General features: G+C 36.5%; 18 protein-coding genes and 1 pseudogene. 15 read left to right on the top strand and 4 right to left on the bottom strand.

Features of this window, described 5'->3' with window-relative positions; translation table 11 throughout:
• Nucleotides 1-69: 69 nt before the first annotated feature.
• Complete coding sequence (locus tag NYE73_RS16800; RefSeq protein ID WP_259948138.1) at nt 70-1,767, bottom strand: methyl-accepting chemotaxis protein; 1,698 nt, start codon at nt 1,765-1,767, stop codon at nt 70-72.
• The gene (locus NYE73_RS16795) at nt 1,751-3,394 is read right to left on the bottom strand and encodes a pyridoxal phosphate-dependent decarboxylase family protein (RefSeq protein ID WP_259948137.1); all 1,644 of its coding nucleotides are present in this window, start codon (nt 3,392-3,394) and stop codon (nt 1,751-1,753) included. The genes NYE73_RS16800 and NYE73_RS16795 overlap by 17 nt, the downstream gene beginning before the upstream one ends.
• Before the next feature lie 546 nt (nt 3,395-3,940).
• On the opposite strand from NYE73_RS16795, the pseudogene NYE73_RS16790 reads away from it, so the two are divergent.
• Nucleotides 3,941-4,276: pseudogene (locus NYE73_RS16790) on the top strand (hypothetical protein); the annotation flags it as partial.
• Between the two features lie 213 nt (nt 4,277-4,489).
• On the opposite strand, the gene NYE73_RS16785 reads toward NYE73_RS16790, so the two are convergent.
• A complete protein-coding gene (locus NYE73_RS16785) occupies nt 4,490-5,242 on the bottom strand; it encodes a hypothetical protein (RefSeq protein ID WP_227744900.1) in 753 nt (250 codons plus the stop codon).
• A 424-nt stretch (nt 5,243-5,666) separates the two neighbouring features.
• Here NYE73_RS16785 and NYE73_RS16780 point away from each other — a divergent pair, with 424 nt between their 5' ends.
• From NYE73_RS16780 to NYE73_RS16715, 14 genes are all read left to right on the top strand, one after another.
• A complete protein-coding gene (locus tag NYE73_RS16780) occupies nt 5,667-5,873 on the top strand; it encodes a helix-turn-helix transcriptional regulator (RefSeq protein ID WP_066036453.1) in 207 nt (68 codons plus the stop codon).
• A gap of 397 nt (nt 5,874-6,270) precedes the next feature.
• Complete coding sequence (locus NYE73_RS16775) at nt 6,271-7,470, top strand: DHH family phosphoesterase (RefSeq protein ID WP_066036452.1); 1,200 nt, start codon at nt 6,271-6,273, stop codon at nt 7,468-7,470.
• A 103-nt stretch (nt 7,471-7,573) separates the two neighbouring features.
• Nucleotides 7,574-8,422, top strand: a complete 849-nt coding sequence (locus NYE73_RS16770) for a DUF4179 domain-containing protein (RefSeq protein WP_048392177.1) — start codon at nt 7,574-7,576, stop codon at nt 8,420-8,422.
• A 64-nt stretch (nt 8,423-8,486) separates the two neighbouring features.
• Entirely contained in the window at nt 8,487-9,671 is a 1,185-nt protein-coding gene (gene chrA / locus NYE73_RS16765) for a chromate efflux transporter (RefSeq protein ID WP_175400702.1), read from the top strand.
• Between the two features lie 172 nt (nt 9,672-9,843).
• A complete protein-coding gene (gene hemW / locus NYE73_RS16760) occupies nt 9,844-10,989 on the top strand; it encodes a radical SAM family heme chaperone HemW (protein ID WP_340815637.1) in 1,146 nt (381 codons plus the stop codon).
• An 89-nt stretch (nt 10,990-11,078) separates the two neighbouring features.
• Complete coding sequence (gene hrcA, locus NYE73_RS16755) at nt 11,079-12,107, top strand: heat-inducible transcriptional repressor HrcA (RefSeq protein WP_004227036.1); 1,029 nt, start codon at nt 11,079-11,081, stop codon at nt 12,105-12,107.
• A 17-nt stretch (nt 12,108-12,124) separates the two neighbouring features.
• Nucleotides 12,125-12,697, top strand: a complete 573-nt coding sequence (gene grpE, locus NYE73_RS16750; protein ID WP_004227038.1) for a nucleotide exchange factor GrpE — start codon at nt 12,125-12,127, stop codon at nt 12,695-12,697.
• 75 nt (nt 12,698-12,772) lie between these two features.
• Complete coding sequence (gene dnaK, locus NYE73_RS16745) at nt 12,773-14,614, top strand: molecular chaperone DnaK (protein WP_048392179.1); 1,842 nt, start codon at nt 12,773-12,775, stop codon at nt 14,612-14,614.
• A gap of 233 nt (nt 14,615-14,847) precedes the next feature.
• Nucleotides 14,848-15,966 carry a molecular chaperone DnaJ gene (gene dnaJ / locus NYE73_RS16740; protein WP_016995416.1) on the top strand — a complete coding sequence of 373 codons (1,119 nt, stop codon included), beginning with the start codon at nt 14,848-14,850 and terminating at the stop codon, nt 15,964-15,966.
• 21 nt (nt 15,967-15,987) lie between these two features.
• Entirely contained in the window at nt 15,988-16,929 is a 942-nt protein-coding gene (gene prmA, locus NYE73_RS16735) for a 50S ribosomal protein L11 methyltransferase (protein WP_004227050.1), read from the top strand.
• 81 nt (nt 16,930-17,010) lie between these two features.
• Entirely contained in the window at nt 17,011-17,748 is a 738-nt protein-coding gene (locus NYE73_RS16730; RefSeq protein ID WP_066036450.1) for a 16S rRNA (uracil(1498)-N(3))-methyltransferase, read from the top strand.
• A gap of 278 nt (nt 17,749-18,026) precedes the next feature.
• Entirely contained in the window at nt 18,027-18,827 is an 801-nt protein-coding gene (locus NYE73_RS16725; RefSeq protein WP_048392182.1) for a CsxC family protein, read from the top strand.
• 322 nt (nt 18,828-19,149) lie between these two features.
• Entirely contained in the window at nt 19,150-20,631 is a 1,482-nt protein-coding gene (locus NYE73_RS16720; RefSeq protein WP_259948115.1) for a BC_2427 family protein, read from the top strand.
• Between the two features lie 125 nt (nt 20,632-20,756).
• Nucleotides 20,757-21,524 carry a CsxC family protein gene (locus NYE73_RS16715; protein WP_054550096.1) on the top strand — a complete coding sequence of 256 codons (768 nt, stop codon included), beginning with the start codon at nt 20,757-20,759 and terminating at the stop codon, nt 21,522-21,524.
• 216 nt (nt 21,525-21,740) lie between these two features.
• Here NYE73_RS16715 and mtaB read toward each other — a convergent pair whose 3' ends face one another.
• Complete coding sequence (gene mtaB / locus NYE73_RS16710; RefSeq protein ID WP_259948114.1) at nt 21,741-23,090, bottom strand: tRNA (N(6)-L-threonylcarbamoyladenosine(37)-C(2))-methylthiotransferase MtaB; 1,350 nt, start codon at nt 23,088-23,090, stop codon at nt 21,741-21,743.
• Nucleotides 23,091-23,377: the final 287 nt, after the last annotated feature.

Below are 23,377 nucleotides of genomic sequence, written 5' to 3'. Positions count from 1 at the left end.
TTGGTAGGAGAGTTTTTATGGAAAGAAGAATCCGCTATGCCGAAAATGTGCATAGCGGATTTGTTATTTTTATAACTGGAATTTTTGAATGATATTGCGAAGCTGTTGAGCCATTTCAGCTAAGTTATTAGAGGAAGCTGTTATTTCTTCGATACTTGCAGATTGCTCCTCAGAGGCAGCAGCTACGTTTTGAATATTGCCTGAAGCTTGAACAGCTACGACCCCCACTTGTTCAACAGAACTAGCAATACTGCTAACACCTTCATTGATATTGGACATCACGTTATTGACATGGTCCATTTCTCTCGTCAGTGCAGTGACTTGGGTATAAATTTCAGCAAATGCCTCTCCGGATGCATTGAATGTTGTTGAGCTTTCGGCAAGATTACTGCTACTGATAGCCATTGATTTGACGGCTTGTGCAGATTCTTCTTTAATCGTTTCAATGCGTGTACGAATACTGTTAGTTGCCTCTAAAGATTGATCGGCTAATTTACGGACTTCCTCCGCTACAACTGCAAAGCCTTTACCGTGTTCGCCTGCACGCGCTGCCTCAATCGAAGCATTTAATGCAAGTAAATTCGTTTGATCTGTAATTTGGGTAATCAATGTCACAATATCTCCAATTTCATTTGTGTATGTGCTTAAACGTTCTACTACAGCTGCTGACTCTTGAATAGCCTGAGATGTTACGGCCATTTTTTCAGTAGCATCTTGGATTGTGGTGTTGCCTTTTTCTGATATAGCAGATGCTTGGAATGCCTTATCTGTTACATCGGTTACACTTGTCACTACCTCTGACATTTTGTTAGAGATGGTTGTAATATGACTATCCACTTCTTCAATCGAAGAAGTTTGCTTTTCTGAACCCGCTGCAACCTCTTGCATAGAAGAGGTTATTTGCTGAATGGATGCACTTGTCTGTTCAGAGCTTGCTGTTAATTCCTCCGACATTGCGGCCACTTGTTCAGCATTTTGAGCGATTTGTTTAATTAACGAACGCAAATCTTCCGTCATGTTTTCAATGCCTGATGAAAGCTGGGCAATTTCATTGGAACCTTTTATGTGAAGAGGTTCAACAGCCAAATCTCCCCGTGCAACTTGACCAACATAACGTGTCATTTTTTTTATTGGCTTTGTAATGCCTACACTAATAAAGTAAGCAACGATTATACCAAAAATTACAAATACTATCGTTAAAATAATACAAATCCAAAGTGTTTCCGTTTGAAGCTTAGAAATGAAGGAAGCATCCATATCTAAACCGAAAATAATATCTGTATCTTTAAATGGGATAAAAATGGATTTATGGATACCATATTCATCCTTATAAATATCACTTGTTTGTGTGTTACCACTAGCTACGGCTTCATGCATTTCTTCACTAAATACATAATCTTGCTGATGATTGTCGGTATTACTTAGTGCGACGATATGTTCCTTACCATTTGCTTTAGAAAGGATATAGGCGTTTTCAACATCATATTTTTTAACCGTTGCATTCAATTGATCTAAAAGCTTTTTGTATTTGTCAGGGCTACCATTATCCGCTGCCTTTACATCATTTTTCTCAATATCTTCAAAAATTGTTGTCGATGTAATCTCTAAAGTAGATTCAAATTGTTTAATAACAAAGTTGTCAATAATGCGGTAAGAAACGGCAAATAACACAATACTAAAGAGCAAGGAAATAATCGCTATTGGAATAGTGAAACTGGCTATATATTTATAGAGTAAAGAGCTCTTAAATTTAGTGACGATACGCAATGTGAGACGCCTCCAGTACTTTAAGCTTTTGCTGTAAGAATTGAATCATATCAGGAATATGCGCTGTCTCAGTATAAGGTGAAATTGAGAAGAATTTTGCCGCTGCAACTGGAACATGTTGTGTTGTATCACTTGTATGAACGGTGCAAACTCGTGTTGTGTCACCAAAGAATACTTCGTCTCGACCTTCTCCAATAATTTCAAAGAATGAAGCGTTGATGCCATTAATATGTTCAATTTGATCTTGTGTATAATGACCAGCTTGTTCAGCTTGCCAATTCAGCCCGTCTGGATACAAACGGAAAGCTGTTACAGGACCGATATTCATTTCATTCACCACTTGTAACATTGGTGTTTTATCAGCTAATTGAGCTCGGAACGCTAAATTCACTCGTACATAATTAGCTAATAGTTGTTGATAGCCCTCTTTGCCGAATGCCTGCAATGCAGCAAAAATTGCAATGGAGCTACCCATACGAGAGCATTCTAATGTATAGCCAGTATGATAAGAGCCATAACCACGATTGCCTACATATGGCGTATCAAAGTCCTCAATATCTAGTAGCTGTAAACTTTTACCTTCCTTAATTAAAAATAGACTAGTTAAATAAGGTGTTTGGCCAAGCTTTTGGAAATCAAAGCATAGGCTATCCGCAATGGCTAGATGTTGCATACGTTCATGGATTTGTGCTAATCCTTGTAAAACCTCTGACTCGAATTGGAGTGGGTTTTTATCAAAATCATAATCATTGAAGAAGGCATAAAAACCACCTAAAGCCGAATCAGCATGAATATGTACTGGTTGTAAGTTGTATTTCTTCTCAAGGGTTGTTGTGACTTCTTTGATAGCTTGGACATCATCAATACCAAATTGATCAGTAGCACCTGTAGTCGCTACTACATAGACAGGAATACCGCCATTTTCGATGACGTCTGTCATACGTGCACGTAAGTCTTCTACATCCATCGAATGATCTTTACCTGCTTTTACACGCACTAAATGTTTACTGCCGATACCCACGGCTTCTACTGATTTTAAAAGACTGTAATGGGCATTCTCTGAAGCAAAGCAATATAAATTAGTAGGAACACCATCTTCTTTTGCTTGAGGGAATTGTTTTGCAATGGCAAGACGAAGTCCACTAAAAACAGCACCTTGTCCACCCCATGTAGTATAGCCAAAACTTTTCGTATAATCATAGCCTACTAATTTAGACATCATTGCTACTACTTTAACCTCACACTCAGCAGCAGCAGGACCATAAACATCCCATAAATTATTGCCATTCAATAGCGCATTTGTAAACTGTCCTAACACTCCAGGAATACTTGCCATCGGTAAAACATTTGTTACAAAGTTACGTGTATGATAAGGGTGTCCTTGCATTAAATGTGTCAATTCTTTTACAACTTGATCTAGTCCAATCCCAGTTGTTGGCACTTGATGCTCTTGCATAAGCTCTTGATAAAAATTAGCAGATCGTTCTTTCATTGGACCAAGAGTTGTCTTATTTGGGTTCTTTAATTCATCTAATGAGGAAACAATTTTCTCTAATAGGGACAAAAAATTCCCTCTTTGTTGGATATTTCCATCTTCGCTCTGGAATAATTGTTGGATATTTTGCATATTCATCATCCTTTTGTAGTTCATATTTCCTCTATTTTTACTTTAATAAAAATAGGACATTATACTAAAGGTATAATAGCATATTTTAGCAGAGATGGTGATTATATTTTACTGAAAAAATATTTATAGACATTTCTGAAAAATCTAAGTTTTATTGACAAATTCTAACTATGTTACTGTAGCTTGATTTTTAAAGAAATATCTTAAAATGAAAAAGAATGATGATATTATTATAAGAAAAACTTTAAGAGCTATTACTTTTTATCTATTTGACTAGTTAAAAGAAAAAATCTGCACAAAGAAAGTGCAGATTTTAAGAATTTCGTTATAGTTTGTTTATTTTGTGGTTTCAAAATTATAGACATGCTGTGCTTGTTTTTGAATCATTACTTGGGGTGTTAATTTTAATAACTTATTTCTCAGGCTAATTAAAAAACGATTATTCATCTGAGCCATTTTGCCAATATTCCATGATTGCTTAGAGTAGTTGGCAAATGCTTGAGTGATATTTTTAAGATATTCATAGTAAACTCGATGAAAGCTATGGAAGACAAAGAAAAAGAAAAAGATATTTTAAAAACAGCAATCAAGATGGATAAGATTTTAGACAATATGGAATATATAAATGTTCCTGTTAAATACAAAGACATTCACAAAGACATACAAGTAGGGGTTACAGATGCAAGAAAAGCAACAAAGCTTATTAAAGACGCTAGTAAAGAGGATAAACCGAATATGCAAGAAGCTGTACTAAAAAGTACTCCACATTTATCGGGTGTAGATGGGGAAAATTGGGATAATGCACTTTATGAGTTAAGTAAGGAAAATAAAGATGCTTATCTTAAAGCACTTGATAAAATAATGAAAGAACATGCGGAATAATATAGTACTATACAACAATTATAAAGGAATTATTTCGTAAAATTAGTTCTTCAACTAACAGGGTGCTTTAGTTCAATAAGAATTAAACAACTTTAAAGAGCCTTACTACACGCTAGAGTGTAGCAAGGCTCTTATATTTTTATAATAATATTAAACAATTTTATTATCGGTTTACCTTTTAAACGTCCATAGAAGGGGATTTTTAATTAACTATTAATGGATTAGACATACCATAACATGAGAACCTAAACAACTAGCACACGCAACAGCACCTACAACATTGCCACCAAATATTACTGACGCACATGCGGCACTACAAATTTGTTTTGTTAGTTCAGGGGCATCATACCAATAGTTTTTTAAGCATTCCCATGAATCACTCCAATAACCTGCTTTAGCACTATTAGTTGATAAAAGGGAAACTTCTGAATTTTCATCGAAATAAACTTGTTTATCAATTACTTTATTTGTACCTACTTCAAGAGTCATACCAAGCATGTCTTCATTGTTTAATGTTGCATAAGTAACATTGATTTCATTATTCTCTATATCTAAAGTTGATTTCATAATGATAAATTCGCCAACTTCACCAGTGGTTTTATCATAAGTAGTCAATAATCGAATATCAAAACTTTCATTGTTCTTTTTATAAGGAATCATCAAACCATCTTTATTCTTACCGTAATCCATATACTCAGTATTTTGCCAATCAAAGTCTTCTCTACTGTATTCACTATGTGTGAAATTCTCTGCAATATCTAAATCCTGTTTCACTTCATTTACAACTACTGAGTCATTAAGGAAACCATTCTTTTCAATTTGCAAAGGTGCTTGTTGTGAGCAACTATTACAATCAGTAGTGTCAGTAGTTTCATTTTTTTCTTTAGCTAAAGCACCTAAATTTACAGATAGGGGTTGAAATGCTAAAAACATAACCATTACAAAAAAGATCAATTTTTTCTTCATTTACTATTCCTCCTAAATTTAAATTTACTTTTTTTTGAAAAATTTGTACCACGGGGTACCTATAAAGAAAACAGCAAACAATAGGATAAGAAAATCATAGGTTTGTATCCCATCTGAAAAAAGGATAAGCAATACGGCTATAAATGCCAATACTCTAAGTAGGACTGATTTTTTCATTTAAGACCCCCATTCTTTTCTGATATTTCGGGAACGGTTGATATACAAAAACCATTCATGGAAAATTCTAACATAAAAAATATTTAATTACCATAAATATACCAATTATTTTATTTTCTTTTATACTACGAAGTATATTCTGTTCTACTAAATAGGTGTAACATTAGATATTATTTTTAAAATATATGTGATATATAATTTACATAAAGTAAACTATATTTTACTCCATATATATGGAGGTTAATATATGAAAAATCATGTAAAAATTGCACGTGTCAAAGCAGATTTGACACAACAACAATTAGCCGATGCAGTAGGAATATCAAGACAGACTGTACTACGGATAGAGAAGGGGAGTTTTAATCCATCCTTGAAGCTTTGTTTACTGATTTGCTATATAGTGAATGCGACATTGGATGAAATATTTTGGGTTAATCAAGGAGATTTTGAATAGAGATTCTAAATAACCTATTTTAATGTAGAAGGAGCAGAGGGAAATGAATGTAGAAACAACTTTGATAATGATGGAAGCTGAAAGATAACAGGCTCAGATTAAAGTGCTAGAACAAATTAAATTGGCAACATACGATAAAGTGATCGCCCAATTGGAGAAAATTTCGCAAGAATAAAAGAATTTAATTACAATTACAAAGGTTTAAAACAAAGACAAAATAAATCCGATTCCACTATAAGCTAGTTTCCTTTTCATTCACTGTGTCCTCCCTTTCACCCTAAAGATGTATGGTTTTAATGTATGTTATCTGAAAAACAATATCAATGTTGTTACGTATTGAACGTCATTAGCTGTTTGAATACCAAAAAAATACCCATACTACAATCGAGGTGAGAACATGTATAAATTATTATCACATAACGATTTAGACGGAGTAGGGTGTGGGATTTTAGCCAAGCTTGCTTTTAACGATAAGGTGAAGATACGCTACAATTCCATTACAGCACTTGATCGCGAAATCGAATTCTTTTTGGAGAATGATCAACAGAAAACATTTTTGTTTATTACAGATCTTTCTCCAAATGAAGAGAATGAAAAAAGGATTCATGATTATTATCAGGCGACTGGTAATGTGCAATTGTTGGACCATCATAAGACAGCACTCCATTTCAATCAATATGAATGGGGAAAGGTATTAATTGAGGATGAGCAAGGCTTTTTAACGTCAGCTACATCTTTATATTATCAATACCTGGTTATCCATGGACTATTAGAAAAAACAGAAGCCGTTTCTGAATTTGTAGAGTTAGTAAGACAATACGATACATGGGAATGGGAAAAGAACGGCAATTTACAAGCGCAAAGATTAAATGCACTCTTTTTTCTAGTGTCTATTGAAGAATTTGAAGAGAAAATGCTTGAGCGTTTAAAAACAAGTGATCACTTTGACTTCGATGATTTTGAAAAGAAAATTTTAAGTATGGAAGAAGAAAAAACAGAGCGTTACATTCGGCGTAAGAAACGGGAGCTTATTCAAACTACTTTGGGAGAATACTATGCTGGGGTTGTCTATGCAGAATCCTATCTTTCTGAACTTGGTAATGAATTGGGAAAGGAAAATCCGCATCTTGATTATATTGCGATGATTAATATGGGCAGTAAGAAGATATCCTTTCGAACAATCCATGATCATATTGATGTGTCAGCTATTGCTGCCAAATATGGTGGAGGTGGACATCAAAAGGCTGCTGGCTGCTCATTAACAGAGGAAGCTTACAAGCAGTATGTAGTGGCAACATTCCATATAGAGCCTATTCCAGAGGATGCAAGAAGAAATCGTTATAATGTAAAAGGGTCTACGTTTGGAACTTTCTATAAAAATCAGCAAGATGAAATGTTTATGCTCTATTCAAACGATGAGGTTGATTGGATAATTGAAAAAAATAACATGCTACTGACACAATCCTTTGCGAGCTTTAATGAAGCGGAGTGGTTTTTAAAGCGAAATAAACAAGCATGGCTAGTAAGAGATGATCTCTTTGTGGACTATTTAATGCGTGAAGTCAATAAAGGTCGTCATCTACATAAAGGGATGTAATATCCTTTTATACATAAATGAATCTTCAACATAGAAGGTTATATAATGCATGATTGAGCACTACAATGAATCATAATGATTTTTATAAAAATGAGGTGTACGGTTGTCCAATGATATGATTCGAGTTGTGGATTTGGATAAGGAAAATCGGAGAAGTAAGAAGTGGCTTATTGTTGTGATCCTTTTATTAATGATTGCTAGTGGATCGACGCTGTATTTGTGGTGGGATCAGGATGTGAATTTTGAAGCCTATAAAACGGATGTAGGGAAAACAGCTAGCAATAGCTTAGGACGGTTAACATTAAATGAAGTGATTATAGATGACAATCAAATTTTACTGAATGCAACTTTCGAACCTGGAAAAGAGTTTAAGCCAGACCATCAAGTATTTTTCTTTCCGCAAATTCTTGTCAATGGGCAAGATTATATGGTTCGTAATGGAGGACAGTCCATAGCAAAGTCTGCCAACGTCTATACGATATACAATAGTATTAAAATGGATGATTTTCCGGCTGATGAACAATTAGAATTAGTTATTCGTTATAAAGATTGGAATGTTGAAACACCAATTGAGAAGCCTTGGGAATTTCAGGTAGATGCTTCACAAGAGCAATTACAACAAGATCGTGAAATCTTTTCCATTGATAAAAAAGTGAAGCATGTTGATCAGCAGGAAATAACCATCGACAAAGTTGTCTCCACACCTATTTCCACAACGATTTATTTTCATGCTGAGGAAAGTGTTGTCAATGATGCGTTACACTTTAAAATCCAATCAAAATCTGGACAATCATGGGATTTTGCAGCACCCTATCCATTAAATAAAGAAGGTACAAGGTGGGGAAGTCGTGTAGATGCACTCTATCTAACAGAAAAAAAATACACTTTAATTCCAATCAATAAAGAGGGTAGTAAAGTAGGTTCTGCAATTAAAATAAAGAGAGATGAATAATGAAGTAAATTTTACAAACTCTTAATCTAAAAAAAACTGCTTTCCGTGTAAGATGAAATAAAAGATATGGAAAGTAGTTGAGAGTTTGCGAAGGCTTTGGGAGATTTTTTTTGTTGCTTTAAAATTGGGCTGTACCTCATTCGGAGGCCCAACAGCTCATCTAGGTTATTTTCAACAGGAATATGTACAGAAACGTAAATGGCTTTCTGCACATGATTATGGTCAACTCGTTATGTTAAGTCAATTTTTGCCTGGTCCTGCATCTAGTCAGGTGGGGATGGGGGTTGGTTTACTTAGAGGAGGAGTACTAGGAAGCTTTCTATCATTTCTTGGTTTTACCTTACCATCAGTTCTGATACTTATACTTTTTGCCTATTTCTCCAAGTATACAGAGTTTAAGATGGATTGGATTCATGGTTTGAAGTTAGTAGCAGTGGCGATTGTCGCTCATGCTATTTTTGATATGGGTAAAAAACTACTCTCGACAAAATGGCATTGGTTGATTGCTTTATTGACATTGATAACAGTATTGACATGGCTAAATCCATTGGCACAAATCGTAGCAATATTGATCGCTGCTTGTTTAGGCTTTCAACTACTGAAAAAAAGTGATGAGGGTAATACCTCAAAATTAGTTCATATACCCATCTCAAAAACCACGGGCATTGTTTTACTAGTACTTTTTTTCGTGCTACTCCTAGGTTTACCTATATTAGCCGCTTTATGGCATCTTGAGTGGATTTCTATGATAGAGAAGTTTTATCTTGCAGGTGCCTTAGTATTTGGTGGCGGACACGTTGTTTTACCTTTACTGGAAACACAATTTGTTCAAAGTGGTCAAATAAGTACCTCAGATTTTTTAGCTGGCTATGGTATGACACAGGCAGTTCCAGGACCTTTATTTACATTTGCTGCATATATCGGTATGGTTATTGCTGGCGTTCCGGGAGCTATTATTGCTACTTTCGCAATATTTTTACCGGCGTTTTTGCTAGTGGTTGGAGCGCTACCATTTTGGATTAGCCTAAGTCGAATTGCACGACTTAGAGGTGCGATGGCAGGCGCAAATGCGGCAGTCGTTGGCATTCTAGCTGCTGCTTTTGTACATCCCATTGTGACACAAACCATCATCAGCACGTTAGATATTTTCATAGTAGCTGTCTTTTTATGGTGTTTAATTCGATGGAAAATACAGCCTTATTTATTGGTGCTGTTAGGAATTGTTGTGGGCGTCATTTTTTATACATGAAAAATCTGCACTTTCGATTGTTAGATTCTAACTAATAATCGGAGGTGCAGTTTGTTTTGTCATTACAGAATCAATATTCATTAAAAGTACCTGTGAGGTTTCATAGCGTTCCTTCTATCGATTCGTTATAATGTAGAAATGGAAAAGACTTAACGCGAAAGAAGGGATTGCTATGGCACGAGGTGTTTACATTCATATTCCTTTCTGTCATCAAATCTGTAATTATTGTGATTTCAATAAATTTTATTTTAAAAATCAACCAGTGGATGAATATATCGAAGCACTTGGAAAAGAAATGGCCCTGACAACCGAAAAACATCCTGAAACATTCCGTAACATCGAGACGATTTTTCTTGGTGGCGGAACACCGACAGCTTTATCTCCTGAGCAATTGGACAAACTACTAACGTCTATTCATACGTATATTCCAATGAATAGTGTGACAGAATTTACATCAGAGGCAAATCCAGATGAATTGTCTGCAGCCAAATTGCAGGTGTTGTTCGACGGTGGTGTTAATCGTTTAAGCATGGGTGTACAATCTTTTGACCAGGGATTGCTACAGAAGATTGGACGCACTCATAGTAATGATCATGTCTATGAAACAATTGCCCTGGCTAGAAAAATTGGCTTCCGTAATATCAGCATTGATTTAATGTATGGTTTACCTGGGCAAACGATGGCGCAATGGAAGGATTCATTAGCCAAAGCTTTTACTCTTGATTTGCCACATTTCTCTGCCTATTCTCTTATTGTGGAACCCAAAACGATTTTTTATAATCAGTACGCTAAAAGGAAACTGTATTTACCGACAGAAGATTTAGAAGCGGATATGTATGATGTGCTGATGCAACAAATGGCCTTACATGGGCTTCAACAATACGAAATCAGTAATTTTGCAAAACCAGGATATCATTCAGAGCATAACAAGATTTATTGGGATAATGATGAATATGCAGGGTTTGGCGCAGGAGCTCATGGGTATTTAGCAGGTATACGCTATTCTAATCACGGTCCATTAAAAAAGTATATGGAAGCTGTTGAGGCAAATGAGCTACCAATTGTCCACGCACATGAAGTATCACAAGTGGAAAAAAGAGAAGAACAAATGTTTTTAGGGCTAAGAAAAACAGAGGGTGTTATGCACTCTATATATGAAGAGAAATTTAAAACACCTATGACTGCGCATTATGATGTGGTAATAAAAGATCTAGTGTCAAAGGGGCTTTTAGAACAGGATGAGCTTGGTGTTCGCCTGACAAGAAAAGGGCGTTTTGTGGGCAATGAAGTATTTCAACAATTTTTGCTAGAAGATTGAGCGATATCGTTGACATAAAATGTGGGATTTGATAACTTAATAATAGTATTAGCACTCCTCTTAGTTGAGTGCTAACAGAGGTGATAATCATGCTAACAAATCGGCAGTTACAGATATTGCAAGTCATTGTAGACGACTTTATTGTGTCTGCGCAGCCGGTAGGTTCTCGCCAAATCTCCAAAAAACAAGGGATTACATTTAGTCCAGCCACTATTCGAAACGAAATGGCGGATTTAGAGGAATTAGGCTTTTTAGAAAAAACGCATACCTCCTCTGGTCGAGTGCCTTCGGAAAAGGGTTACAGATTTTATGTAGATCATTTGTTGAGTCCTCAAGGTATCAATTCCAAGGACATTCAACAAATTCAATCAATTTTTAATGATCGACTAGTAGAAGTAGAGCATATTATCCGAAAGTCAGCCAACATTTTATCAGAGCTGACATCGTATACTTCCATACTTTTAGGACCTGATGTCCAAAGGCATCGTGTTAAACGATTTTCAATTGTCCCTCTTTCTAGCGACACAGCAGTAGCGATTATCGTGACGAATAATGGGCATGTAGAAAACCGCATGTTCAATCTACCACCTGACTTTACCGCTTCTGATTTAGAGAAAATGGTAAATATCTTAAATGATCGCCTTATTGGAGTTTCATTAGAAGATCTCCATAAAAGCCTTGAGGCTGAAGTGCTAGCAGTGTTACAGCAACATGTTCGATCAGCGGATGATTTTATTCGCGCACTTATCACAGCAACAATGCATAATTCAGAAAGTAAAATTTTCTATGGTGGGAAAACGAATATGTTCAACCAACCAGAATTCCATGACTTAAATAAAGTCCGAATGATTTTGGACTTAATGGAGACGACTAGCCAAGTGCAGTCACTTTTCCATCCGAATGAATCAGGTATTCATATTCGGATAGGCTCAGAAAATAAACAACTAGAAATGGAAAATTGCAGTGTCATTACCACTACCTATTCTATTGGTGATGATCAACAGGGAGCCATTGCTATTATTGGCCCTACACGTATGGATTATAAGCGTGTTGTGGCTTTATTAGACGTAATGCGCTTGGATTTAACACAAGCCTTTATGAAGAATCGTAGTGAATGATAATGAGGAGGATTCAAGTGACGGAAACAACGGAAAACAAAGATTTAGTACAAGAAGATGTACAAGCTGAAACGACAACTGAGGAAGTAGAGCAAACAGAAGTTCAGGAAGAAGTAGAGTTATCAATTGAAGAACAGTATGAGGCTAAGCTGGCTGAACTACAAGCAAAGCTGGCTGACGAAGAAAATCGTCACCTACGTTTACGTGCTGACTTCGATAATATGCGTCGTCGTAATCAGTTAGACCGTGAGGCAGCTGAAAAGTATCGCGCCCAAAGCTTACTATCTGATCTATTACCAGTCCTTGATAATTTTGAACGTGCTTTACAAGTAGAGACAACTTCTGAAGAGACTGCATCGATCATTAAAGGAATTGAAATGGTGTATCGCTCTTTAATTGAAGCAACAGAAAAAGAAGGTCTGCAAGTGATTAAAGCTGAAGGTGAGCAATTTGATCCAACGATTCACCAAGCTGTTATGCAAGAACAAGATAGTGAAAAAGAAACGGGTATCGTCTTACGCGAACTACAAAAAGGGTATATCTTAAAGGATCGTGTATTACGCCCAACAATGGTATCTGTGAACGAATAGTCTTTGCACTATTTAGTCAATTAAAATTAGTTAGAAAACGCATCCCTTGCGTTGACATAATAGGAGGAAATTTTAATGAGCAAAATTATTGGTATTGACTTAGGAACAACAAACTCTTGCGTTTCTGTACTTGAAGGTGGAGAACCAAAAGTAATTCCAAACCCAGAAGGAAACCGTACAACGCCATCTGTTGTTGCCTTTAAAAATGGTGAACGTCAAGTTGGTGAAGTGGCGAAACGTCAATCAGTAACAAATCCTAACACAATCATTTCTATTAAATCAAAAATGGGTACGGCTGAAAAAGTAACAGTAGAAGATAAAGACTACACGCCACAAGAAGTATCTGCAATGATTCTTCAATATTTAAAAGGCTATGCTGAAGACTACTTAGGGGAAAAAGTGACAAAAGCAGTTATTACAGTTCCTGCTTACTTTAACGATGCACAGCGTCAAGCAACTAAAGATGCTGGTAAAATCGCAGGTCTAGAAGTAGAGCGTATCATCAACGAACCAACTGCTGCAGCTCTTGCTTATGGATTAGATAAACAAGATCAAGATCAAAAAGTATTAGTATTTGACCTTGGAGGCGGTACGTTTGACGTGTCTATCCTTGAGTTAGGTGACGGTGTCTTTGAAGTACTAGCTACAGCTGGTGATAACAAACTAGGTGGAGATGATTTCGATGACGCAATTATCGAATATCTAGTAGCTGAATTCAAAAAAGAAAATGGCATTGACTTATCAAAAGATAAAATGGCGATGCAACGATTAAAAGATGCTGCTGAAAAAGCGAAAAAAGATTTATCTGGTGTAACATCAACTCAAATCTCTCTACCATTCATTACAGCTGGAGAAGCAGGTCCATTACACTTAGAAATTTCTTTAACGCGTGCGAAATTTGACGAAATTACTTTACCATTAGTAAACCGTACAGTAGGACCAGTGCGTCAAGCATTATCTGATGCAGGTTTGTCAACTTCTGAAATTGACCAAGTTATTTTAGTGGGTGGTTCTACACGTATTCCAGCAGTACAAGAAGCGGTACGTAAAGAAACAGGGAAAGAGCCTCACCGTGGTGTTAACCCTGACGAAGTTGTTGCAATGGGTGCTGCAGTACAAGGTGGCGTATTAACAGGTGATGTGAAAGACGTTGTATTACTTGACGTAACACCTCTTTCACTTGGTATTGAAACAATGGGTGGCGTGTTCACAAAATTAATCGACCGTAACACAACTATTCCTACTTCAAAATCTCAAGTTTTCTCTACAGCAGCTGATAACCAACCAGCAGTAGATATTCATGTTCTACAAGGTGAGCGTTCAATGGCAGCTGACAATAAAACATTAGGTCGCTTCCAATTAGCAGATATTCCACCAGCACCTCGTGGTGTACCTCAAATCGAAGTAACATTCGATATTGATAAAAACGGTATCGTATCTGTAAAAGCAAAAGATCTTGGTACGAACAAAGAGCAAACAATTGTGATTCAATCTGATTCTGGTTTATCAGAGGAAGAAATTGAACGCATGGTAAAAGACGCTGAAGCTAATGCTGAAGCAGATGCTAAACGTAAAGAAGAAGCAGATCTTCGTAACGAAGCAGACCAATTAGTATTCCAAGTGGATAAAACAATTGCTGACCTTGGTGAGCAAATTACAGAAGACGAGAAAAAATCTGTGGAAGATGCTCGTGACGAATTGAAAAAAGCGCTTGAAGCTGGTGAATTAGAAGGTATTAAAGCAGCTAAAGAAAAACTAGAAGGCGTATTACAGCCACTAGTGATGAAAGTTTACGAACAAGCGGCAGCAGCTGCTCAAGCAGCTCAAGGCGGCGATGCAGGTGCAGACACTGGCGCTGGTAAAAAAGATGACGGTGTTGTAGACGCTGAATTCGAAGAAGTAAAAGATGATAAATAAGAAGTAACACAGTAAAGTGAAAAAGCCAAAGACCGCTTGCGGCTTTGGCTTTTGTCATGATGTGAGGTCACTTCACGTAAATGCACCATTTATGGGATAGTTGCATACGTTAGCTGCTAGGAAGTGAGTATCTTCATTTTTGGAACTTATAGAACCTTTAATCGAAAAAATGAGGCAGTTTTTTCAACTGCATGTTACAATAGATTTTATGCAAACAGAGCGGAGTGTGAATCATGGAGAAACGCGATTATTACGAGGTGCTTGGTTTAACAAAATCGGCTACAAAAGATGAGATTAAAAAAGCATACCGTAAATTATCAAAACAATATCACCCTGACCTTAATAAAGAGCCAGGTGCAGATGAAAAATTCAAAGAAATCGCTGAAGCATATGAAGTATTAAGTGACGACCAGAAAAAAGCACGCTACGACCAATTTGGTCATGAGGATCCGAATGCTGGTTTTGGTGGTGGCTTTGGAGGGGGCGGCTTTGGCGGCTTCGAGGATATTTTCAGTTCATTCTTTGGCGGAGGTGGTCGCCGTCAAGATCCAAATGCTCCACGTAAAGGGGATGATCTGCAATATCGTATGAACATCCAATTTGAGGAAGCAATTTTTGGAAAAGAAACAGAAATAGAAATCCCGAAAGATGAAACGTGTGAAACATGTCACGGTTCAGGAGCAAAACCAGGCACGCAACCAGAAACATGTTCGACATGTAAAGGTGCAGGTCAAATCAATCAAGCAGTGGATACACCATTTGGTCGTATGATGAATCGTCGTACATGCTCAACATGTCATGGAACAGGTAAAATTATTAAAGAAAAATGTACGACTTGTCGTGGAGAAGGAAAAGTCCAAAAACGTAAGAAAATTAAAGTGACGATTCCAGCAGGTGTGGATGATGGACAACAAATTCGTGTATCTGGTCAAGGTGAACCAGGTATAAACGGTGGACCTGCAGGGGATTTATATATTATGTTCCGCGTTCAAGGTCACAAGGATTTTGAACGAGATGGAGACGATATTTACTTCGAGTTGAAATTAACATTCCCTCAAGCAGCACTTGGGGATGAAATTGAAGTACCAACAGTCCATGGGAAAGTAAAATTACGTATTCCAGCTGGAACACAGTCAGGTGCTCAATTCCGTCTAAAAGATAAAGGTGTTAAAAATGTTCATGGTTATGGTATGGGTAATCAATATGTGACAGTAAAAGTGATGACACCAGAAAAATTAACGGAAAGACAAAAACAATTACTACGAGAATTTGCAGAAATTAGTGGCGATATCCCTGAAGAACAAGGTAGTTCACTATTCGATAAAATTAAGAAAAAATTCCAAGGTGAATAATTAGAGGAGCTGAAGAGCTACGTGAAGTGGTCAGAATTATCCATTCATACAAAAAATGATGCGGTAGAAGCAATTTCGAATATTTTGCATGAAGCAGGTGCAAGTGGTGTTGTCATCGAAGATTCTGCAGAGTTTGCGAAGCCACGTGAAGATCAATATGGTGAAATTTATGCGCTAAATGAAGATGATTTTCCGAAAGATGGCGTGATTGTTAAAGCTTATTTATCAGAGTCTAGTTTTTTAAATGAAACAGTCGAAGAAATAAAAGCAGCTATCACAAATTTAACGAACTTTAACATTGATATCGGTGAAAATGTGGTATCCATTGTGGAAGTCAATGAAGAAGATTGGGCAACGGCCTGGAAGCAATACTACCATCCTGTTAAGATTTCTGAACGCTTTACTATCGTACCGACATGGGAGGAATACACACCTGTTTCAACAGATGAACTAATTATTGAATTAGACCCTGGTATGGCATTTGGTACAGGTACCCACCCAACAACGGTAATGTGTTTACAAGGACTTGAAAAGGTCATTAAAGAAGGGGATACAGTTGTTGATATCGGTACAGGATCGGGTGTATTGTCTATTGGTGCAGCATTACTTGGTGCCAAAAGTGTGCATGCGCTTGATTTAGATGAGGTAGCTGTACGTTCAGCGCGAGAAAATGTAGCATTAAATAAAGTGGAAGATAAGGTGGCAGTGTTCCATGGTAACTTATTGGATACTGTAAAAGAACCAGCAGATGTAGTAGTCGCTAATATTTTGGCTGAAATCATCATGTCCTTCACAGATGACGCGTATACAATTGTAAAACCAGGTGGATTATATGTCACTTCGGGCATCATCGGTGCAAAACGAGATGATGTGAAAGTAGCACTAGAAGCTTCAGGCTTTGTGATTGAAGAAGTATTATTAATGGAAGATTGGGTAGCCATTATTGCCCGTCGTCCACTATAACATGACTGAGGAAGCGCCAAATCGTGAGCCGTGTGCTTGTGATTTGGCGTTTTCCTTTCTTGCTAGAAAGGACTGTGTGGCATGCAACGTTATTTTATTGAGACAGCTATCGAAAATGCACGTATTAGTGGAGAAGATGCACGGCATATTGAACGAGTGATGCGTATGAAGCAAGGCGACAACATTGTAGTTGTTGCACAAAACACTGCGTATATATGCACAATTGAAGGATTTGAAGGGGATGAGGTTGTCATTGAAGCGACTGGACAAACAATCCCTTCCCCAGAGTTACCCATTCAAGTAACAGTAGCATGTGGTTTACCGAAGGGTGATAAGCTGGAGCTTATTACCCAAAAAGCCACAGAGCTAGGAATGTTTGCTTTATTACCCTTTGAAGCTGAGCGCTCCATTGTGAAATGGGACAAGAAAAAAGGAGCAAAAAAGCAAGAAAGATTACAGAAAATTGCTAAGGAAGCTGCGGAACAAGCTCACCGTACGCATATTCCAACAGTTTTTGAACCTATATCATTTAAACAGCTAGTACAACAAATAGATCATTTCGATGCCGTTTTTATTGCTGATGAAGAGGATGCAAAGGCTGAAAAGCGCACAAGGTTTGCGGAGAAGCTAAAAAACGTGTATGATAAAAAATCGAAATCAATGCTTATTATCTTTGGTCCTGAGGGGGGCATTTCTCGTCAAGAATCAGAAGCGCTATTACAAGCAGGCGCTCAAACGATGTCATTAGGACCGAGAATTTTACGAGCAGAAACAGCGCCATTATACGCACTGTCTGCCATATCCTATGAATTTGAATAACAGCTATGTATAATTTATTATCAACATAACTTAGAGAAAGCCACTTAATATTATTAAGTGGTTTTTTACGTAAATCATATTTGAAGGGGGTCTGCGTTAAATCCCTGCTTAAATGGAGTTTTAGCCCATTGTGTAAGATCAACCGGGAAAATCACAACCTCAAACATTCCAAATAAAATATGTAAAAGAACAAGTTCAATGTCCATACATAGATTTAATTGCGACATACTCTAGCGATAGGAGAGCTCACTAATACTATATTGAAATGAGGGAATTTTTTGAGTGAACAATTTAATCAGATTCAACCTTGTCCAGTAACATCAACTGAACAAATACCCTTAACGAATGAGATTACACCACTAGTTACTACACCACTTACGACGCCAACTATTAAGATTCCAGTTGTACTGGCAGAACCAACACTGCAAATCGTTGTCGAGTCCGATATTACACTTAGTCCTGCAGCGACAGAGATTAAACGAGTGAAAAAGAATGTCTTTCTAAATCAAGTGAAATTGGTACCAGTTAGCTTTGCACGTATTGCTAACACTGATTTCTTTAGAGTAACACGAGCTAAATTATTTGTAGCAGGACATATTCGGAAAAATATCGAATATGCTTCATCAGCATGTAATGGGGCCCTTCAGGATAGAATTGCTGATGTTCCGTTTTCAGGTTTTACAGATCTTATATTTCCGCAAACAGCAGGAGGCGCTACACCAATTTTAGGCATTTCTGAGTTTGCCGAAGCGAACTTCCTTAACGAAAGAACACAAATGGATGCTCGATTAGATAAGGCTTTCTTCCAAAATCTCGTTAAATACAATGAACAACCATTTGGTGAATTAGTAGCAGCCAATTTCTTTGAACTTGATTTTTCACCGATTATGGCGGCTCCTGAAGAAGCATTCAGCACATTACGTGAAAAAATTGTATTAGAACTTACTGTAAAAGTATTGCAAGTACAACAAATCCGTTTGGGCGCTGGAAGTAGTGTAGTAACACCTGTTCTACCAGGGCTTACTCCACCAGCAACACCAATTGTTCCTGATATGATTCCGCCTACTGAGCCTTGTTAATTTTTTTATGTAGTGGAGCAAAAATGGTAACAATAATACTGATATAAAATCAAATATGTTGTTGGGCAGTTGAAAGTTCACTTTTACTCGAACTTTTAACTGCTTTTTTTTGGCAAGATAAGGACATGAGCTTTCCAATTGTATCTCATGGTGGGGACTGTGACAAAAGTAAAAATATTGCATAATATGGATTGTAATTAGTATTGTAGATTTTCAATTGTCCTAACATAATCGCATCAGAAGAATTAGCTAATGGATTAAAACTTAAATAAAAATTGATTGTTATGCTTTTTTTGTCAAATCATTATTTGGGAGTGAATGAATGGCAACTCCATGGATTAATTTTAGAGAGATGAAAAAAATATCCTCTAAACAAAATAAATACACTGAGTGGAGGTATCAAACTAAAATAGATGACGAATCTCCATTAGAACAGACTTTTAATGGAAATAATAATCTGCTTGATGAAATAGAAGATAAACCAATTACAGAGGAATCAACTTTAACAGACCATATAATCTCTAATGAAGAGCTCCCCGAACCTATGGAGCCGATTATTGAGGAAGAAAACGAACATCACCCAAATTTTGAGAACTTCAGGGAGGATGCTAGCTTAGCAGAGCTATTAGCATCTAATGAAGATCTACCTATATCTAAAGAAACAAATGTTGAGCAAGAAAACGAACATCCTCTAGATATCGATGATAGTCACACAAAAGTGACCTTAATAGAGCAATTAGCTTCCATACCCATACCTATAGAAGCGAATGTTAAGGAGAACGAAGAAAATTTCCGATATATGGATGAGAACCATGTAGAGGAATTAACTTTAGACCAGATAGCATGCAATCAAATTGTACCCAGTCCAACAAAGGTAGAAATTGACCATCTACTAGATAGTGATGAGAACTCCCTTGAAGAACAAAATTTAACAGCCCAATCAGACAATAATCCAAAATCTTTCAATAGAGCTCTGTCAGAGGCTGAAAATAATATGCATTTGGATGATATAGCAGAAAAGGAGAAAAACAATCCTCCAAATCGTAATAAAGAGATTGCAAAGTCTTTACAAGGAGAAGTATGCACCATTATCCAAAAAAGTCCCTTTTCTACTTATGTAGAAATTAACGATTTTCTTCATGCTCCTATTTATGGTGAAAATGTTCAAAATACAATATTTGATTTTCTTGATTTAAATGATAACCTATCTCCTCAACTTCAGACGAAGCTACTCCAAACGATTTCGATTTACCCTGAACAACCAGATTGTCGTTTGGTTAGCTCCAACATTAATCAAATGATTTCTTTAATGAGAACTGATACTAATAAAAAAAATGGTAGTGAGCAGCATCCGTTTAAATCAGTAGTAGTTCCCTTACATAACTCACAAGCAATTAAAAAAGGAGAAATTAACTCCTCTGAGCCTTTTATACATATACGAGTTCCTGTTGTGCTAGGGGAATACAAAATAGAAATATGTATGGAGGAAAAAATTGCTTTTGATAAAGGAATTGAAGAGGTTAAAGAGATCACAAATGAGGTAGTACTATCCGATTGTAGATTTGTACCTATTCATAGATCCCAGTCATTGGGAAATAGAACAAGAACTGTATTAAAGGGGAATTTATTTATAGAAGGCTACATACAGCATAATATTGAGTATAGGGTATCTAATACGCAAAATAAGTCAGCCATTCATCCCAATCGATTGTGTCAAAATATAGTATTAGAATTAATTATCCAAATGTTACAAGTACAAAAAATTAAAGTACTGTTTGACTGGCAAGGTAATGGAGGGTTATAGAAATTTATCCCTTAATTCAAATAAAAAATAAAACTAATATATACGTCCATGTATAGATTTAAATGCTACATATTCTAGCGATAGGAGAGCTCTCTAATACTAAAAAAATGAAATGAGGGAATTTTTTGAGCGATCAATTAGAAAGCCAATTTCAACCTTGTCCTGTAACATCAACTGAACAAATTCCATTAACGAATGAGATTACACCAGTAGTCACTACACCAGTTACAACGCCAACTATCAAAGTTCCAGTTGTATTGGCAGAACCAACACTGCAAATCGTTGTTGAGTCGGATATTACACTTAGCCCTGCTGCTACAGAAATCAAACGAGTGAAAAAGAATGTCTTCCTAAATCAAGTGAAACTTGTACCAGTCAGCTTTGCACGTATTGGTGGCACTGATTTCTTTAGAGTAACACGAGCTAAATTATTTGTAGCAGGACATATTCGGAAAAATATCGAATATGCTTCATCAGCATGTAATGGGGCACTTCGAGATAGAATTGCTGACGTTCCGTTTTCTGGTTTTACAGATCTTATTTTCCCACAAACACCTGGAGGCGCAACACCAATCTTAGGCATTTCCGAGTTTGCTGAAGCGAACTTCCTTAACGAAAGAACACAAATGGATGCTCGATTAGATAAGGCTTTCTTCCAAAATCTTGTTAAATACAATGAACAACCATTTGGTGAATTAGTAGCTGCCAACTTCTTTGAACTTGATTTTTCACCGATTATGGCAGCTCCTGAAGGGACATTCAGCACATTACGTGAAAAAATTGTCTTAGAACTTACTGTAAAAGTATTGCAAGTTCAACAAATCCGCCTTGGTGCTGGCAGTAGCGTAATAACGCCTGTTCTTTTAGGACTTACACCTCCTCCTAGTCCTTGATAAATGCTAGTTTAGAGGACAGTAGAATATTATAATATATTAACAAAGCTGGTAGTACAGATGGATATTTTGTTTGTACTACTAATTTTCTTATAGGAGCTGTCAATCTTTAAAAGCATTTATCAATATTATGAAAAATCAAATACAAGTGAATGATTAGCTTCATTAAAAGGAAAAAGGGTTGCCATATAAAATGGGCAACCCTTTTTTCACTATTTATTTCACTGTTTCTAAAACGCGTACAAATTGTCCTTTTGAGTGAGGGTAGCCTGCTTGTGTAATTTTTACTTTTACAAGTTGTCCGATTAGACTTTCTGGACCCTCAAAAACTACTTTTAAGTAATTGTCTGTATAGCCTGTTAGAAGGCCTTCTTCTTCACTGTCATCATGCACAAATTCTTCAGGGATAACTTCTAGCACTTGATCTTCAAAACGAGAAGCATACTCTTTTGCTAGCTGATCGTTTAAAGAGATGAGTCGATGCACACGCTCATTTTTAATGTCTTCATCAATTTGATCTTCCATACGTGCAGCAGGGGTTCCTGTACGAGGAGAGAATGGGAAAACGTGTAGCTCAGAAAATTTATGATCGCGAATAAAGTTATATGTGTCCATAAACTCTTCCTCTGTCTCACCTGGAAAACCAACGATTACATCAGAAGTAACAGCTAAATCAGGTAAAGCCTCATGTAATTTTGTTAAACGTTCACCGAAGAACTCCATTGTATATTTACGACGCATACGTTTTAATACCGTATCAGAACCAGATTGAATAGGGATGTGTAAATGATTCACGACAATCTTTGATCCACGTAGTACTTCAATTACTTCATCTGTTAATTGACTAGCCTCAATAGATGAAATACGAAGACGCTTTAAGCCTGTTACATTGGCCTCTAAATCACGTAGTAATTGAGCAAGATTATAATCTTTTAAATCCTGACCATAGCCACCTGTATGAATACCAGTTAAGACAATTTCAAGATAACCAGCATCTACTAATTGCTGTGCTTGATGTAATACTTCTTGTGGGTCACGAGAACGCATTAAACCACGTGCCCATGGAATAATACAAAATGTACAGAAATTGTTACAGCCTTCTTGGATTTTTAACGAAGCACGTGTACGGTCTGTAAATGCTGGTACATCTAATTCTTCGTATACTCGGTTTTTCATAATATTACGTACAGCATTAATCGGTTGTCGTTCCGCACGATATTGTTCAATATAACCAAGTAATTTCGTACGATCTTGTGTTCCAACAACAATATCAACACCAGGGATTGCCATAATTTCTGCAGGGGATGTTTGTGCATAGCATCCTGTTACACAAATAACTGCATCCGGATTTTGGCGAATTGCTCGACGAATAACCTGACGTGATTTTTTATCTCCAGTATTCGTAACTGTGCATGTATTAATGACGTAAACGTCTGCTTGTTGATCAAATTCTGTTCGATCATAGCCTTCTTCTTTAAACAGCTGCCAAATTGCTTCTGTTTCGTAATGATTTACTTTACAACCTAGAGTATGAAAACTCACGATTTTTGATCGCTCGTTACTCATGATATATATCATCCTTTCAATTCACATTACCTTGTGTTTCCAAACATTTAATAAGTTTTTCGTTGTACATATTTTAGATACGTGATTTATGATAACATAATCCTTATAAAATCAGTACATATAAGATTTTTTTGTGAAATAATTAAGTTATCAATTTCTATATAATCTTTTGAGGACTTCAGATAAACATGACTCGTTCTGTAATGTTTATATTTGGGTGTTCATTATATAGAAAGAAATTAGACGCCATCGCGAAAAAATGATATGATTCGAAGAGGTACGTACAT

The organism is Lysinibacillus sp. FSL K6-0102, from assembly GCF_038003545.1.
GTDB lineage: Bacteria > Bacillota > Bacilli > Bacillales_A > Planococcaceae > Lysinibacillus > Lysinibacillus capsici.
This window is presented reverse-complemented; position numbering and strand designations above follow the sequence as displayed.